The sequence below is a fragment of the Sodalis sp. RH19 genome, assembly GCF_047324215.1.
GTDB lineage: Bacteria > Pseudomonadota > Gammaproteobacteria > Enterobacterales > Enterobacteriaceae > Acerihabitans.
This window is the reverse complement of the sequence record NZ_CP178734.1, coordinates 331,835-347,020: the sequence shown is the minus strand read 5'-3', so window position 1 is coordinate 347,020 and position 15,186 is coordinate 331,835. Positions and strand designations below refer to the sequence as shown.

Genomic DNA, 15,186 nt, shown 5'->3' with positions numbered 1-15,186 from the left:
TCTTGGCGGAAAGGGCGTCCCGCGCGATCATCCGCCCGGCAGAGGCCCTTGAGGTTAGGGTCCGCACAGTATCGCATCCTGGATAGTGCATGATAATGCGCTATAATCGGCACAATCTGTTGAATGTGAGGCAACTGTATGAAAGGCGCGGAATTCGCCGAGCTGCTGGCTTTTATGGCCGTCGCGGAAGAAAGAAGCTTCCGTCGCGCCGCCCGGCGGCTGGGCCTGTCGCCCTCCGCCCTCAGCCACACCATCCGCTCGCTTGAGGAGCGCCTGGGCGCCAGGTTGCTTAACCGCACTACCCGCAGCGTGGCGCCAACCCAAGCCGGCAGCGACCTGGCCAATCGCCTGCGCCCCGCGGTCGCCGATATGGAGGGGGCCGTCAGGGACGTCGGCGCCTGCCAGCTGCAGCCGCGCGGCGTGGTGCGCGTGAACCTGCCGCGTATTGCCGCCCGCCTGGTGGTGACGCCTGTCCTGGCGGCGTTCCAGGCGCTTTATCCTGACGTATGGCTTGACCTGGTGATTGATGACAGCCTTACCGATGTCGTGGCCAGGGGGTTTGACGCGGGGATCCGTTCGGGGGAGCTGGTGCAGCAGGATATGGTGGCGGTCAGGCTGACGCCGGACCTGAAGATGGCGGTCGTCGGGTCACCCGCCTATTTCGCTGGCCGAACGGCGCCCCTGGCGCCACGGGAGCTGCGCGATCACCGGTGCGTCACCTACCGCTGGCACGAGACCGGCGCGCTGTACCGCTGGAGCTTCCAGGGTCCGGACGGCTCCCTGGCCGTCGACGTCGACAGCGCCATTACCGCCAACGACACGGATCTGCTCCTTGCGGCGGCGCTGCAAGGCGCCGGCCTCGCGTTCCTGCCCGAAAGCTTTGTTGCGCCCTATATTGACCGCGGGGAGCTGATCCATGTATTGGAAGAATGGTGCAAACCCTTTCCGGGCTTTTATCTCTATTATCCCAACAAGCCCCATATGCCGGCGGCGCTCAGGGCGTTCGTCGACTTTATCAAGCTGCCGATCCCCTCGCTTGGCGCGCGGGTTTAGCGCGCCAGGGCGTCCTGCCCGGCTATGTCGTTAAAGATCCGCCATGCCGCCTGGGCGCGCTCAGCATTCGGATAGTTGCGGTTGGCCAGCATCACGATGCCCATTTTTTTCTCGGGGATAAAGGCCACATAGGCGCCAAAGCCGTTGGTGGCGCCGGTTTTATTCAGGAAAACGGCCTGATTGGGCGGCGTGGGAGGGGTATGGATTGTTACCGGCTGGATAGCATACGTCATATCATCCGCATTCCCGTCGATAACCGTCTGCAGCGCCACCGGCCAGGGGTATTGCTCCCAAATCATATCCTGGGTGTATTTCGTGGTTGAGAAATAGCCGCGATGGGTTGCGGTCACGGCTTGCTGCACAGGCGATCCCTCGCCATTGCCCAGCATATTGGCGTCGACAAAGCGGATCATATCGGCGGCGGTGGATTTTACGCCATAGGCCTCTTCGCCCAGCAGGCCGGGAGTGACGCGTACCGGCTTATTCTGCTTATCATACCCCCAGGCATAGTTTTTCATCTCCTGTTCCGGCACGGTAATCCAGGTATGGCGCATGTCCAGCCCCGGCAGGATGACGTCCCGCAGCAGATTAGCATAGGTTCCTCCCATTGCCCGGGCGGAGATAAGTCCCAGGACGCCGATACTGATATTGGAATAAGAGCGCCCCTGCCCGGCGCCCTGCGCGGAACGCCAGGCGCGCAGGTAGTCCATCAGCCGCGCCTCGCTGGTTACGGCATCGGGAACCTGCAGCGGCAGCCCGCCGCTGGTATGGGTGGCCAAATTGATAAGCGTCAGGTTGCCGAAAGGGGTATCCCGCAAGACGGGCAGGTATTGCCCGACCTTGTCGGATAAGGCCAATTTATTGTGCTGTGCGGCATAGGCGGCCAGCGCCACGTTAAACGTTTTACTCACCGACCCGAGCTCAAACAGGGTATCGGACGTCACTTTTTTTGCCGGTGCCCGTTGCGCCAGCCCGTAGTTATAGAAATAGTGCCTGCCGTCCACCGTAAGGGCCACGGCCATGCCGGGAATCTGGTGCTTTTTCATCATCGGCAGGATGGCGCGATCGACGTCGGCGCGATAGGCATCCGGCGCTGCGTCGGCAGCCCGGACGCTTAGGGTGATGGCAAGCAGGGACAGGGCGATAAAGGGAAATGGCTTTGTTTTATACATAAAACGCTCATTACGATGGATGATAGGCACTGGTGCAGTCATTAACCTGTATGACGGTTAAAACAGCGTGGGTGCATGCGATGTTGTCTTCGCCAACGGATAACATGATCATCTCCACTGATTCAATATCTGATAAACCGGCCATGATTAGGTCGTATTTGCCCGCCGCGAATCCGCTGCTTAATGTCAAAAATACCCCCGCCGGGTACCGCCGCTCAGCGGCAAAATACGATGCCTACCCTTTATTGCCCGGTAATGCCGATGCCTTAGAAGATAACCCGCGCGCGCTATGCATCGGCCTGATTGTCGGACGCAGAGCGTTCAAGATCGTGCGCAAACCGGCACGCCAGCCGCACCAGTTCGTCAAATTCCGCCGGATCCCAATGCGAAAAAATCGCCCGTCCCCTCCGCTCCCGCGCGGCATCCACGGCATCGGTCATTAATTTTCCCTTCGGCGTTACCTCCGCTTCCCGCAGGCGGCGATCGATCATCCCGGGCCGACGCGTCACCAAACCCAGGCTCTCAAGCTTGGCAACCTGGCGGCTGACCGTGGTGTGGTCGCGCCCGACGCGATCGGCAAGGCCCACCACGCCGATGGGTCCGAGACGCTCTATCAATACGAGCAGTGGAAACAAGGCCCGATCGAGCGCAATGCCGGCCTCCCGTACCATGGCTTCATCGTTCTGCGGACGGTTCATCACGCTCACGATCCCCAGCAGCGCCCCGTGCAACGCCCGGAGCTGTTCAGAAATTTGTTTATCCCGCACTCTTTTTCCCGTTGATATAGCCCGATGCCTATTCTGTGCATATTACACAGACAGGATCGGATCGCGATAGCGAATTCAGCGGCTGAGCCATTCCCTTGCCGGAAATTAATCAATCAATCAACCACCACGATTGAGTATACTGACGTCCTACACCATCGCATCAGAAAGGCCGCCATGATTTTTGAACCTGACGAAGCAGATCGCCGCCTGCGCAATGAAACCGAACACATCCGTGCCGGGCTTGCACGCCGGATCACGGCCTTTGTCGGGGACGGCGAGGAACGCGCCACGACTCTGCCCGGCCTGAGCTTTGCACAGGTCAGGGAGCCGAGACCGCCGACGTCCTATCTCTATGAGCCGAGCCTTTCCATGATTATTCGCGGCAGGAAGCGCGTTCAGCTCGGCAATACCACCTACCTCTATGACGAGTCCCGCTTCCTGCTGACCGCGGTCAATCTTCCTACCGTGACCGAGGTGCTGGAGGCCAGCCCCGCGGTCCCCTATGTCTCGTTGCTGATGAGGCTGGATCTTCAGGCGGCGCGGCAAATCATCGCCGACGTGGATACGCACGCATCGAACGCGCCTGTGGCGGGAACGGCCATGGCAACCGGTCCCGCCACCCCTGAGCTTTTCAATGCCGTGACGCGTCTGGTCGATCTGCTCGACAAGCCTCGGGATCTTCCCCATCTGGGTGCGCTTATCCAGCGGGAGATCATCTATCGCATCCTCACCAGTTCGGCGGGGACGCGTTTTCGGGAAACCGTCTTACTCGGTACGCAAAGTCAACGAACCGCCAAGGCGATCGCCTGGCTGCGGGAAAACTATACGCAACCACTGCGCGTCGAGAACCTGGCGGAACTGGCCGCCATGGGCGTCTCCACGCTGCACCATCACTTCCGGGCCATGACCGCGATGAGTCCCTTGCAATATCAAAAGCATCTGCGGCTGCATGAAGCCCGGCGCATTCTCCTGGGAGAAAATATCGATGCCGGCACCGCGGCGATCCGGGTCGGCTACGAAAGCGTCACGCAGTTCAACCGCGAGTACCGGCGCATGTTCGGCGCGCCGCCCATTCGCGACGTCACGTCATTACGGACGGCCAGGGCGAGATGAACCGCGCAGGGCCCGCCCTCCCGTTACTGGCGGGCCAATAGGTAATTTAAAGGCGATAACCGGGGCCTAGGCGCGGGCTGTTTTTTAATGTGAGGACCGGCTGTAAACCATAATCCGTGCGCACGGGTAAACGCCGGTACGCCGAAGGCGTGATATGGAAATTTTTTTTAAACGCCCGGGTCAGGGCCGAATGATCGTCGAATTGGTATTTATGGGCGATGTCCTTGATGGTGATTGCCGACTGGCGCAACTCCTCGGCCGCACGGGTCAACCTTCTTTTGCGGGTGTAGGTGGCAAGGGAATACCCGGTGAGCTTTTTGAACAATCGCTGTAAATACCATTTGCTGTAGCCGGACTTGGCGGAGAGTATCCCCACATTCAGCGGCGCCTCAAGATTGCTTTCAATCCATATCAACAAATCATCCAAAATATTCTCATGGTACATAATGACTCCCAGGTTAAGATCGTTCTTTTCCACCCGGTTCCCTTTACAGGCACGGTAAGGCGGCAAGGTATGTTATGGCTTACCGGCTTACCACCCACTTACTGTCGCGCACCAGAACTCGAAGCGGCGAACGGATGGCACTGAAATACTTGCGGCCATTTCCCCTTTGATTTGCGCCGCGACCGCCTCTGGTGGATGAGCTGAGGCAACGCTTATGCTGCCTGGCCTCAAGTGGCGCGTCGCAATGAATCAGGCGGCAGGCCGCCGAAGCGTAACCGGCCCTTTGGCACCTTTGGCGACGACGAGATGCGGCTGGCCCTGTCATGCTGGATCCATTGCCGCCCCCGTTGTGCCAATCAGCGGACAATGCTACCGGCTAAGCGGCACGTTAAACATGATCCCGTTACCGCGGATAATCCCGGGCAACAACGCGCGATACGTTGGGAGGCCGTGTTACGTTGCCGTAAAGGATCGCAATTCTGTCGGCGTTGACATCAAGCTACAAACAAGAGGTTGGAACAATGTTGCTGTATCAATTTCGCATGGGCACAAACCCGCGGCGAGTCATCATCTATCTCGCGGAGAAAGGGATCGACATCCCACGCTACGAACTCGATTACGCGAACGGCGAGCATCGCTCCGTTCGCTACCTGGGCATCAATCCGTCGGGCAGGGCCCCGACCCTGGTAACCGATACCGGCCTTGCGATCACTGATTCGGCGGCGATCGTCGAATACCTGGAGGAACGCTTTCCGGACAGGCCGATGATAGGTTCCGACCCTCTCTCACGGGCACGCGTGCGCTCGCTTGAAAGGCTGGGCAGCGATCTGGTCGCCCGGGGCCAGTTGTGGCTCTGGAACCAGACCAACGCCTTCCCGGCAAAGGAGCCGGCCCCGTCGCAGGAGACGGCCGATCGCATCTCCCGCTACTTATCGGAACTTCTCGATATCCTGGAGAAAGACATTGGCGGGAACGCGTTCCTCGCCGGCGATGAACCGACGATTGCCGACTTCACCGTCTTCCCGATTTTTCAAACGGCGCGCGAGAGGTTCAGCCTTCCCTTCGGCGAAGATCATCCGCGGTTGGATGCCTGGTACAGGCGCTTTCGGTTACGCCCGAGCGCAGACTATTAGAGCGGTTGGCGCAAACCATTATCCCCCATGGGCAGGGTAAAGGATCCATGGGGATACTGGTTGCACATGAACTCCACGAAGGCCCGGACTTTGGCGCTCTGCAAACGGCGCGACGTGTGTAGAACCCATAGCTCGACTTCGTCGCCGGCAATCCCCCACATCACCAGTTCGCCCTTTTCCAGCAGGCTCCCGATAATGGACTGCGGCAGCATCGCCGCCCCGGCGCCGGCGGCAATGGCGTCCCGCACCATCAGGAGCGAAGACAAACGCAGAACAGGTTGTGGTTCGACGGTGAACTGACCGTTGCGGACCGACCAAATATCGCCGTCGCGATAGGAAGGCATGACGACCGCCGGAACCTGGAAAGGCTTGTCGCGTCGCCCCGTCGGCATCTGAACGGATGGCGCGGCGGCAAGGACCAGCCTGTCCCTGGCAAAGCACCTGCCGACCAATGTGCTGTCCTTGCCCGGATTGATGCGGATGGCGACATCGACATGTTCTTCCACGAGATTGACGAGACGATCCTCCGCCACGGCGTCGATCTGGACGTCGGGATAGAGCACCAGGAACTCAGCGGCAAGCCGCCCCAGCGCCAACTGCGAAAACAGGAGCGGTGCCGCGAGGCGCAGACGGCCCCGCGGCGTCCCGAGGCCGTCCCGTGCCGCCGCCACCGCTTCAACAACCTCGCGCATCGGCCCCTCCGTTCTGCTCAGCAACAGGTGGCCGGCTTCGGTCAACTCCAGGCGCTGCGTACCCCGCTCGATAAGCCTAATGCCCAGCGCTTCTTCGAGATCGGCGACACGGCGCGACAGGGTTGCCTTAGACCGGCCGCTGGCGCGGCTGGCTTTGCCGAAGCCGCCGTGAGCCGCCACCAGCTGAAAATCCTCTAGGGCGTTTAAATTCATGATGTCTCATTTTCAATACAAGTTGTCTATATTTTAGAGTCTTTGTTTTGAATATGAAACCCTTTATTGTTGGGTCATACGCAACCCACACCCTAAAGGAGTTTCTTATGAACCACATTCGTGCACTGGTGCTCAACGAGTACGGCGGCCCCGCCGCCGTCGGGATTTCGTCAGTGGTGGCGCCGACGGCAGGCGCAGGCCAGGTGCTGGTCCGCGTCCAGGCCGCCGGCGTCAATGGCCTGGACTGGAAGGTCCGGGAAGGCTATGTCCGGGACGCTTTCCCGCTGCAACTGCCGACCGTCCTGGGCATCGAACTCGCCGGCGTCGTCGAAGCGGCAGGCCCGGGCGTCACCCGGTTGCGCAAAGGCGATCGCGTCATGGGACCGCTCGGCGGGCTGGGCGCCTACGCCGACCTGGTGGCGGTGAACGAAGCCAATCTCAGCCCGGTGCCGGACTCGCTGAGCTTCGTCGAAGCGGCGTCGCTTCCCGTCGCGTCGGTGGCGGCGTGGCAAAGCCTGAACTTCGCCGGCCCCATCGGTTCCGGGCAGCGCATCCTGATCCAGGGCGCGGCCGGGGGTCTGGGCGGCTTCGCGGTGCAATACGCACATCAAGCCGGCGCCGTGGTGTACGCCACCGCCTTGGGCAGCCACGCCGACTATGTCCGCGGCCTGGGCGCGAACCAGGTTATTGCCTACGATAAAGAGCAGTTCGAAGCCACGGCAAGCGATATCGACCTGGTGCTCGACTACATCGGAGGCGAGGTGCTGAACCGCTCGTGGTCCGTCCTCGCCGAAGATGGCGTCATCGTCAGTACCGCATCGCCGGCCATACTGGCGAGCACCCCGGCAGGGCGCCGCGGCCTTTGGTTCATGAACACGCCGGATGCCGCACGGCTGCAAGCGATCGCCGAAGATGTGGCGCGTGGACGCTTGCAGTCCAGGATTGGCGCCGTCGTGTCCTTCGGCGAACTGCCCGCGGCTATCGAGCGTAATCGGACGCAGCCACAGGTGGGCAAGACCGTGGTGGATTTCTCCCTGTGAATCCACTGCGCCACATTGAAATAAACCAACCAACCTAAACCATGGAGACATCATCATGACCATTCTCGTTACCGGCGCTACCGGCACTGTCGGCCGCCAAGTCGTCGAACAGCTCGTGAAGCGCGGCGCCGATGTCCGCGCGCTCGTGCGCGATCCCGCGAAAGCCAACGTCCCGGCCGGCGTCGGCATCGTCCAGGGCGACCTGCTCGACGTCGACGCGCTGCGCGCCGCGTTATCAGGCGTCTCGACGCTGTTCCTGCTCAACGCCGTCGTTGCCGACGAATTCACGCAGGCGCTGATCGCGCTCAATCTCGCCCGCGACGCAGGCATCGAGCGGATCGTCTACCTTTCGGTGATCCACAGCGACCGCTACCCGAACGTGCCGCACTTTGCGGGCAAGTTCGCCGTCGAGCGGATGATCGAGCAGCTTGGCCTGACCGCGACCATCCTGCGCCCCGCCTACTTCATCAACAACGACGTCACCATCAAGGACGTGGTGACTAGCCACGGTATCTACCCGATGCCGATCGGCAGCAAGGGGCTCGCCATGATCGACGCGCGCGACGTCGGCGAGATCGCGGCCATCGAACTCTTGCGCCGCGAGAAGTCCGCCGCGGCGCTCCCGCTTGAGCGGATCAACCTGGTCGGCCCCGAGACGCTGACCGGCCCTGACGTCGCCGCCATCTGGACCGACGTCCTCGGGCGTCCGATCGCCTTCCCCGGCAACGACACCGCGGGGTTTGAGCACAGCCTGCGGCAATTCATGCCGGGCTGGATGGCCTACGACATGCGCCTGATGGGAGAGCGTTTCCTCACCGAAGGCATGCTCCCGGATGCCGGCGACGTCGAACGCCTCACCACGCTGTTGGGACGCCCGCTGCGCTCTTATCGCGCCTTTGCATCCGAGATCGCCGCCGCAGTTTGACAGCGCGCAATCCGCCTGGCGCTTGGCCGGGAAACACTTAGCCAGCTTGCGCCGCACGCCTGGCCACCCGGGATATGTCCGGGCTGGCCAACCGCACCGACTCCCTGCCGATACTTACCATTCACCTCCAAGCGCCAGTTCGACGTGTGGCCCGGACAGTTTGTTGAATTTGCCGCCGATTGGCGCCTGAGCCGGCTCAGCGGCGATCGGCGCATCGGGCTTACCTGCCACAGCCAATTCACTGAGCTTGCACTGGGCGAAGATGCGACTATGCTAGCGTCGCAACGCCAGGTGATAACGCGGCTGGCGGCGCAGATTGCCACCCAGGCCAGGAACTGGGTTCGTGACAATCGCGACGTTTGCGCCGCGCCATAACCCACGCCTGCGGGCCGCCGCGCAACGTGGCGCCCTGGGGTTATCTGATGATTAAACTGCATAGAGGCAGGAAACCACACTATGAAAAAAATACTATTGCCAGTTTACATCGCGCTGGCTTTTTTACTCAACGGCTGCCTGATGGTGGGCGGACACGACCGGCACCCGGACCGGCGCTATGACGATCGCTACAACCACCACCAAGGCCGGTTAAGCGACCGGGATCGTGAGCATATCCAGGGGCGTGATCGCGATCGCGACAATAGCCCGCGTTATAGATAAAACTTATCCGGCTACCATTGCTAACATCACGTCTATATACACTGACCCTTACCGGATTATCGTGGTCAGCGCAGCGATGCGGGCGCGCTGACCGGGGTAATGCCTGCACGACCAGAGCTTGGGAATCGGGGCGATCGGTGAAGGGAAGCCAGTCCCGCGAGGACCCTGCCCAATCGATTGACCATTGCGACAAGATGACGAGGCTAACCTCATGGCAATGTACGTTTTTTATACCAACGACACGGCATTAAACGTTTACGAAAGTAAGCAGCTGCACGACGCCGAGATAGCAAAAATCACCGCCGACGGGTTTTATAAACTGGACCAGGAAGTTGAAGCATCAACACAAATTGAGGCGATAAAAAAATTGGCCGCGCGACGCAGGGAAGACGCGGAATCCCTGGGTGAATTCACCAAAAACATGTTATTTTCCTCGGTAATCGGATCATTAATCTGATAAAGCAATCGTCGCGTTAGTCTCCCCCTCCAGCCTATCCTTTGGTGAGTGCTGTGCCAGTGACATGCGGCTATTATTATAGTAGCCGCATTGCGGTTTTCCTCCCGCGGCTAACCCGCCAATCAAAGTGTTCCGCCACGCCGCCGGCGTGCGTTGCCGGCAGGCGTTGGTTACAGATGCGTGCCCAAGGAAATACAGCCGGATAACATCAACACTAATGGCGTACAGCTTAGCCAAATGATTCTTTTCATATTCACCCCCCGAGATCGCGATGCTCAATAAACTCGCGCCCGTCCATAGATTAAAATAACGACACACAGCCGGTTAGGACGAATATCGACAGCATGCATAAAGGTAAAATCAGTCGGTTCATAAAGACTCCAAATGGGTTAACAACTGGGATTATTTAAGGTACGGCCTTAGGTCACGGCTTTTACTGCAAGGCGTTGAGCGGAAACCCTACTAAACCGTACCGTACTGTTTAGTTTTGCATGATCTTTATTTGCCTGTCAATAGAACGATGCGCTATTTTTAATCCACCGCTGCCTGTTTGCTCGTAAGCGTAAGCGATGAGATGATCTTCCCCCTTCTTCACGACAGCATCCATTTCCGCCATGATGGTTAAACTTTAATCATCAGAAGAAAAAGTAAGAGGGATACCCTGTTTGAAATGAAAATTACCGGCATCGATCTGGCTAAAACGACCTTTTATCTTTTCAGTACCCATGCTTACGGAAAACCGGCTGGCAAGATAAAACTTCCGCGTAGCCGTTTACGCTCAGCAACCGCCTATGACTGTTGCTATGGAAGCTTGTGGAGCATCGCATCACTGGGCAAGAGAGATACAAAAGCTCGGCCATAAAGCGATCTTGCTTCCGGCCCAATATGTCAGGGCTTATCAGCGGCGCCAGAAAAATGTGTCTTGCCGTGTCGCAAAAATCCTAAAATCGGCGACCCAAATGTGGCTTCAACGCACGCCTACTCCATTCAAAAACAGGCTCACCAGATGCGCGATCCGTGCTTGCGGAGAGCTGTCTTTCTCGACAGCGAGTGAGATTGCCGTTGCGATGCACACCAAGTCGTCGAAAGTGACATCAGGCCGAATAGCTCCGCCTCTCTGCGCCAGGTCCAAAAGACGGACCCCTTCCCCACTGGTTGCCAGGCATCCCGGCGTTCCAACCTGGAGAACCGTTCCGAGCAAGGCCGCGAGGCCGCGATAGACCGTAGTGTATTGAACCAGCTCTTCGAGATAGGCCCGCAAGCCGCCCAGTGGGGCAAGCTCTGCGTTTCTGGCACGGCTGGTTTCTGCTAATGCCAGGAAACGAGCGCTGTAGGCCGCCGCCAATAGATCTTCGCGTGTTGGAAAGCGCCGATATAGCGTGCCGATTCCTACGCCCGCTCGTTTCGCAACGTCCTCTAATGAGGCGCTCGCGCCTTTTTCAAGAAACACTTCCTCGGCGGCGGCAAGAATACGCTCTCTGTTTCGCTGCGCATCGGCTCTCAATGTGGGTTCATCGGTCAAAGGAATAGTCTCGCTGCTACTTGTTAAGTGGAGGATACCTCCATATAATAAATGGAGCAATCCTCCACTTGATACGAAAGCGAGCTCACGACATGACGAAACGATTTGGAAATAAGGTTGTGGTGGTTACGGGCGGCACGGACGGCATCGGTTTGACCACGGCGGCGTCCTTCGCGGAACAGGGCGCTCATGTGTACATCACTGGCCGCCGCCAAGAGCGCCTAAATGAGGTTCTGAAGGAAATCGGGCACGGTGCCATTGGGGTGCAAGGCGATGTCAGCAATCTTGCCGACCTTGATCGTCTGTACGCACAGATCCAGCGAGAAAAAGGTCGCGTGGATGTGGTCTTCGCCAATGCTGGTGTATCGGAATCCGCACCCATCGGTGGCATTGAGGAAGACCATTTCGATCGCGTGTTCGGCATCAATGTGAAGGGCACGGTCTTCACGGTGCAAAAAGCCCTGCCGCTGATGTCTGCTGGCGGCGCGGTTGTGCTGACTGGATCAGGAGCAGGCAGCAAGGGCTTTGCAAATCTATCTGTCTACAGCGCGACGAAGGCGGCGATCCGCTCGCTCGCCCGCACCTGGACGACCGACCTGAAAAATCAGGGCATTCGGGTGAATGTCGTTTCGCCGGGCATGGTACTGACCCCGGCAATGCAGACCTATCTGCAAAACAACGCCGGCGCTGAAGAATGGATGCAGCAAACCATCCCGTTCGGCAGGCTCGCCACGACTGAAGAAATCGCCAAAGCCGTGCTATTTCTGGCGTCGGACGAAAGCAGCTTTGTCGGTGGTGAGGAACTGTTCGTTGATGGTGGCTTCGTGGCCGTCTGATATGCGGTGCGACCCTTCAGTCTTGTGACCTGTGCTAAGGCCGTCTAGCCGACTGGCGACGACAGGTTAATTCGCTCTTCGGGGCGACAATAAGGCCACTGGGTCTACCGCGCATTTTCGCCAGTCTGAGGGGGTGAAAAGAAATATTCCCTTTTTATCTTTGTCATTTGTCGCCTAAGTCCAACGTTTTGCGACAACACCTCGCCGTCGGTTTTTCCTGGCGCTCAGACGTTGCAAAAGTCAGTCGCAAATTCCCTATAATATGCGGCAATATTTGCAACACAATGGGGGCGCCATGAGAGACAAACACAGCCCCTGTACGCTCGACCAGGAAAGCGGCCGGCTGCGGATCGGTTACGCCAGGGTATTGAGCGATGACCAGGACTTGAGGGATCAGCGCGACGAATTGCACACGGCAGGCAGAAATGCAAACCTGAGCTTAGAAGGCTAAGCACCTTCAGACTTTCTAAAAAATGCCTCCAGTTCGGAGAAACCAATAGCCTTCTTTGAATAACCGAAAGTACCTTCAGCGCATATCTCGCGGGCTGCCTGAACAAAAGAACCGTATGCCAGTCTGGCCATTGATGCACCAACGCTGATACGTTTCACTCCCGCTTCGGCCAGTTGCACAACACTGAACGTCTCACCCGGCAATCCCATAACAACGTTAACTGGCCTTGTCACTGATTCACAAACGGTCTTGATCATTGAAAGATCGTGAAGGCCGGGAGCATAAAGTACATCAGCTCCCGCCTTTTCAAAAGCTTGTAATCTCAGGATCGTATCATCCAAATCAGGACGTCCCCACATAAAATTCTCGGCGCGAGCCGTGATCACAAAATCATGATCCAGCGCTTCCCGTGCTTTTACTGCGGCTTCAATACGATCGACTGCGAGGCTTAAATCATAGACCGGGGCATCGGGCAGACCGGTATGATCTTCGAGGGAGCAACCTGCCAGACCAATATTGACCGCAATTTTTATGGTTTCCGCGGCACTGTCTGGATCATCACCAATTCCTTTTTCAAGATCCGCTGACACTGGCAGAGACGTTGATTCAACAATGGCCTGACAATGATCAATAGTCTGCTTCCACGAAACCCGCCCTTCAGGTACACCTAAGGAGAATGCAAGACCGGCGCTGGTCGTAGCAAGTGCCTTGAATCCCATACTTTCAAGTATTCTGGCCGTCCCAATGTCCCAGGGATTAGGAATAATAAAAGTATCCGGCATTTCATGAAGGAGCCGAAAAGCCTTGCTTTTATCTCCCATAAATGTCCCCTTGAGTGGTATTAATTTGTTTTAAATGGCTGGGAATCATTCGGGGCCATCCGTTGATTATCAAACTAAATACACAGCTGTTTTCGCCGTGGAGAGTTTCATCACCCTATATCAAAAAACTCATTCGAGGCAACCGACCTTATGCTGGAGTTCTATTCCATATAAAGCCAGATGGATCCCCATGGCCCACAAAAAAAAATCGCCAATAAATCCTATGATTTCACTGGCGATTTGAGACGTTAGCGGAACTCAGTGGATGCTAAAAACTTATTCCCACTCAATCGTCGCCGGCGGTTTCCCCGATATATCGTAAACCACCCTTGAAATCCCATCGACTTCATTGATGATTCTGTTAGACACCCGGCCCAGGAACTCATAGGGCAAATGCGCCCAGTGAGCGGTCATAAAGTCGACGGTTTCCACCGCGCGCAGCGAGACCACCCAGTCGTATTTGCGGCCGTCGCCCATGACGCCCACCGAGCGTACCGGCAGGAATACGGTAAATGCCTGGCTGACCTTATGGTAGAGCTCGGCCCGGTGCAGTTCCTCGATAAAAATCGCGTCGGCGCGGCGCAGCAGGTCGCAATATTCTTTCTTCACTTCGCCCAGCACGCGCACGCCAAGACCCGGTCCCGGGAAGGGATGACGATAAAGCATATCGTAGGGCAGGCCCAGCTCCAGGCCGATTTTGCGCACTTCATCCTTGAACAGTTCTTTCAGCGGCTCCACCAGGCCCAGTTTCATCTCTTTCGGCAGGCCGCCGACGTTGTGATGGGACTTGATGACATGGGCCTTGCCGGTGGCGGAGGCGGCGGATTCGATCACATCCGGGTAGATGGTGCCCTGCGCCAGCCATTTGACCAGGGATTGTTTGCTGGCTTCCTGATCGAAAACCTCGACAAATACCCGGCCGATGATTTTGCGTTTGGCCTCCGGCTCGTCCACGCCGGCCAGCGCACTGAGAAAACGCTCTTCGGCGGCGACATGGACGATATTCAGGCCGTATTTCTGGCCGAACATTTCCAGCACCTGGTCGGCTTCGTGCAGGCGCAGCAGGCCGTTATCGACAAACACGCAGGTTAAACGCTTGCCGATGGCGCGGTGCAGCAGCATGGCGGTGACCGAGGAGTCCACCCCGCCCGACAGACCGAGGATCACGTGATCCTCGCCTATCTGCGCGCGCAGCCGGCTGACCGCGTCCTCGATGATCTTATCCGGCGTCCACAGGGCCTCGCACTGGCAGATATCAAGGACAAAGCGTTGCAGAATGCGCTGTCCCTGGCGGGTATGGGTCACTTCCGGGTGGAATTGCACGCCGTAAAAATGCCGTTCTTCGTCGGCCATAATGGCGAACCGGCAACTTTCGGTGCTGGCGACGGTAACAAAACCCGCCGGAATGCCGGTGACCTTATCGCCGTGGCTCATCCACACATCGAGCAGCGGCCGGGTGTTGACGCTTAAGGAATCCTGGATATCGCGCACCAGCTGGCTGTCGGCCACCACCTCGACCTGGGCGTAGCCGAACTCGCGCTGGCTGGAGCCTTCCACCCGGCCGCCCAGCTGCATGGCCATGGTCTGCATGCCGTAGCAAACGCCCAAGACCGGCACGCCGGCCCGGTACACATAGTCCGGGGCGATGGGGCTGTTCAGTTCGGTGGTGCTTTCCGGGCCGCCGGAAAGGATGATGCCGCTGGGGGCGAAGGCGCGGATCTGCGCCTCCGTCACGTCCCAGGCCCAGAGTTCGCAATAGACGCCGAGCTCACGGACGCGGCGGGCGATCAGCTGCGTATATTGCGAGCCGAAGTCCAGGATCAGGATGCGGTGTTGATGAATATTGTCTGTCATAGAAGGCATATTCCAGGAGCGGATAGCAAATAAAA

At 58.3% G+C, this 15,186-nt stretch carries 17 protein-coding genes; 9 read left to right on the top strand and 8 right to left on the bottom strand.

The genetic code is table 11. The features are described from left to right. Positions 1-138: 138 nt before the first annotated feature. A complete protein-coding gene (locus ACL2XF_RS01620) occupies positions 139-1,053 on the top strand; it encodes a LysR family transcriptional regulator (protein WP_410014042.1) in 915 nt (304 codons plus the stop codon). On the opposite strand, the gene ampC is transcribed toward ACL2XF_RS01620, so the two are convergent. Together ampC and ACL2XF_RS01610 are read right to left on the bottom strand one after the other, a co-directional pair. Continuing rightward, positions 1,050-2,225, bottom strand: a complete 1,176-nt coding sequence (gene ampC, locus ACL2XF_RS01615; protein ID WP_413727876.1) for a class C beta-lactamase — start codon at positions 2,223-2,225, stop codon at positions 1,050-1,052. The genes ACL2XF_RS01620 and ampC overlap by 4 nt on opposite strands. 287 nt (positions 2,226-2,512) lie before the next feature. Continuing rightward, entirely contained in the window at positions 2,513-3,010 is a 498-nt protein-coding gene (locus ACL2XF_RS01610; RefSeq protein WP_413728751.1) for a MarR family winged helix-turn-helix transcriptional regulator, read from the bottom strand. A gap of 156 nt (positions 3,011-3,166) precedes the next feature. Between ACL2XF_RS01610 and ACL2XF_RS01605 the strand changes: the two genes are divergently transcribed. Beyond that, on the top strand, positions 3,167-4,105 hold the full coding sequence (locus ACL2XF_RS01605) for an AraC family transcriptional regulator N-terminal domain-containing protein (protein ID WP_410014040.1): 939 nt from the start codon (positions 3,167-3,169) through the stop codon (positions 4,103-4,105). Between the two features lie 46 nt (positions 4,106-4,151). On the opposite strand, the gene ACL2XF_RS01600 is transcribed toward ACL2XF_RS01605, so the two are convergent. Beyond that, positions 4,152-4,583 carry a helix-turn-helix domain-containing protein gene (locus ACL2XF_RS01600; RefSeq protein WP_413727875.1) on the bottom strand — a complete coding sequence of 144 codons (432 nt, stop codon included), beginning with the start codon at positions 4,581-4,583 and terminating at the stop codon, positions 4,152-4,154. Positions 4,584-5,071: 488 nt separating this feature from the next. Here ACL2XF_RS01600 and ACL2XF_RS01595 point away from each other — a divergent pair, with 488 nt between their 5' ends. Next, positions 5,072-5,683, top strand: a complete 612-nt coding sequence (locus tag ACL2XF_RS01595) for a glutathione S-transferase family protein (protein WP_413727874.1) — start codon at positions 5,072-5,074, stop codon at positions 5,681-5,683. Here the strand turns inward: ACL2XF_RS01595 and ACL2XF_RS01590 are convergent. Then, a complete protein-coding gene (locus ACL2XF_RS01590) occupies positions 5,680-6,588 on the bottom strand; it encodes a LysR family transcriptional regulator (RefSeq protein ID WP_413727873.1) in 909 nt (302 codons plus the stop codon). The two genes, ACL2XF_RS01595 and ACL2XF_RS01590, sit on opposite strands and share 4 nt — an antisense overlap. Before the next feature lie 107 nt (positions 6,589-6,695). Between ACL2XF_RS01590 and ACL2XF_RS01585 the strand changes: the two genes are divergently transcribed. The 5 genes from ACL2XF_RS01585 to ACL2XF_RS01565 all read left to right on the top strand — a co-directional run bounded on the left by ACL2XF_RS01585 (position 6,696) and on the right by ACL2XF_RS01565 (position 9,667). Beyond that, positions 6,696-7,628 (top strand): NADP-dependent oxidoreductase, encoded by a 933-nt coding sequence (locus ACL2XF_RS01585; protein ID WP_413727872.1) that lies wholly within the window; start codon positions 6,696-6,698, stop codon positions 7,626-7,628. Positions 7,629-7,683: 55 nt separating this feature from the next. Beyond that, positions 7,684-8,553 (top strand): SDR family oxidoreductase, encoded by an 870-nt coding sequence (locus ACL2XF_RS01580; RefSeq protein ID WP_413727871.1) that lies wholly within the window; start codon positions 7,684-7,686, stop codon positions 8,551-8,553. 144 nt (positions 8,554-8,697) lie between these two features. Beyond that, on the top strand, positions 8,698-8,928 hold the full coding sequence (locus tag ACL2XF_RS01575; protein WP_413727870.1) for an ABC-type transport auxiliary lipoprotein family protein: 231 nt from the start codon (positions 8,698-8,700) through the stop codon (positions 8,926-8,928). An 81-nt stretch (positions 8,929-9,009) separates the two neighbouring features. Next, a complete protein-coding gene (locus ACL2XF_RS01570; protein WP_410014028.1) occupies positions 9,010-9,210 on the top strand; it encodes a hypothetical protein in 201 nt (66 codons plus the stop codon). A gap of 211 nt (positions 9,211-9,421) precedes the next feature. Continuing rightward, positions 9,422-9,667 (top strand): hypothetical protein, encoded by a 246-nt coding sequence (locus ACL2XF_RS01565; RefSeq protein ID WP_413727869.1) that lies wholly within the window; start codon positions 9,422-9,424, stop codon positions 9,665-9,667. Between the two features lie 481 nt (positions 9,668-10,148). On the opposite strand, the gene ACL2XF_RS01560 is transcribed toward ACL2XF_RS01565, so the two are convergent. After that, a complete protein-coding gene (locus ACL2XF_RS01560; protein WP_410014026.1) occupies positions 10,149-10,283 on the bottom strand; it encodes a hypothetical protein in 135 nt (44 codons plus the stop codon). A gap of 351 nt (positions 10,284-10,634) precedes the next feature. Then, positions 10,635-11,189, bottom strand: coding sequence for a TetR/AcrR family transcriptional regulator (locus ACL2XF_RS01555; RefSeq protein WP_410014025.1), 555 nt, complete (start codon positions 11,187-11,189; stop codon positions 10,635-10,637). A 92-nt stretch (positions 11,190-11,281) separates the two neighbouring features. Here ACL2XF_RS01555 and ACL2XF_RS01550 point away from each other — a divergent pair, with 92 nt between their 5' ends. Then, positions 11,282-12,025, top strand: coding sequence for an SDR family NAD(P)-dependent oxidoreductase (locus ACL2XF_RS01550; RefSeq protein ID WP_413727868.1), 744 nt, complete (start codon positions 11,282-11,284; stop codon positions 12,023-12,025). 447 nt (positions 12,026-12,472) lie between these two features. On the opposite strand, the gene ACL2XF_RS01545 is transcribed toward ACL2XF_RS01550, so the two are convergent. After that, positions 12,473-13,297: an isocitrate lyase/PEP mutase family protein gene (locus ACL2XF_RS01545; protein ID WP_413727867.1), complete on the bottom strand. Its 825-nt coding sequence runs from the start codon at positions 13,295-13,297 to the stop codon at positions 12,473-12,475. A gap of 276 nt (positions 13,298-13,573) precedes the next feature. After that, entirely contained in the window at positions 13,574-15,151 is a 1,578-nt protein-coding gene (guaA, locus tag ACL2XF_RS01540) for a glutamine-hydrolyzing GMP synthase (RefSeq protein ID WP_413727866.1), read from the bottom strand. Positions 15,152-15,186: the final 35 nt, after the last annotated feature.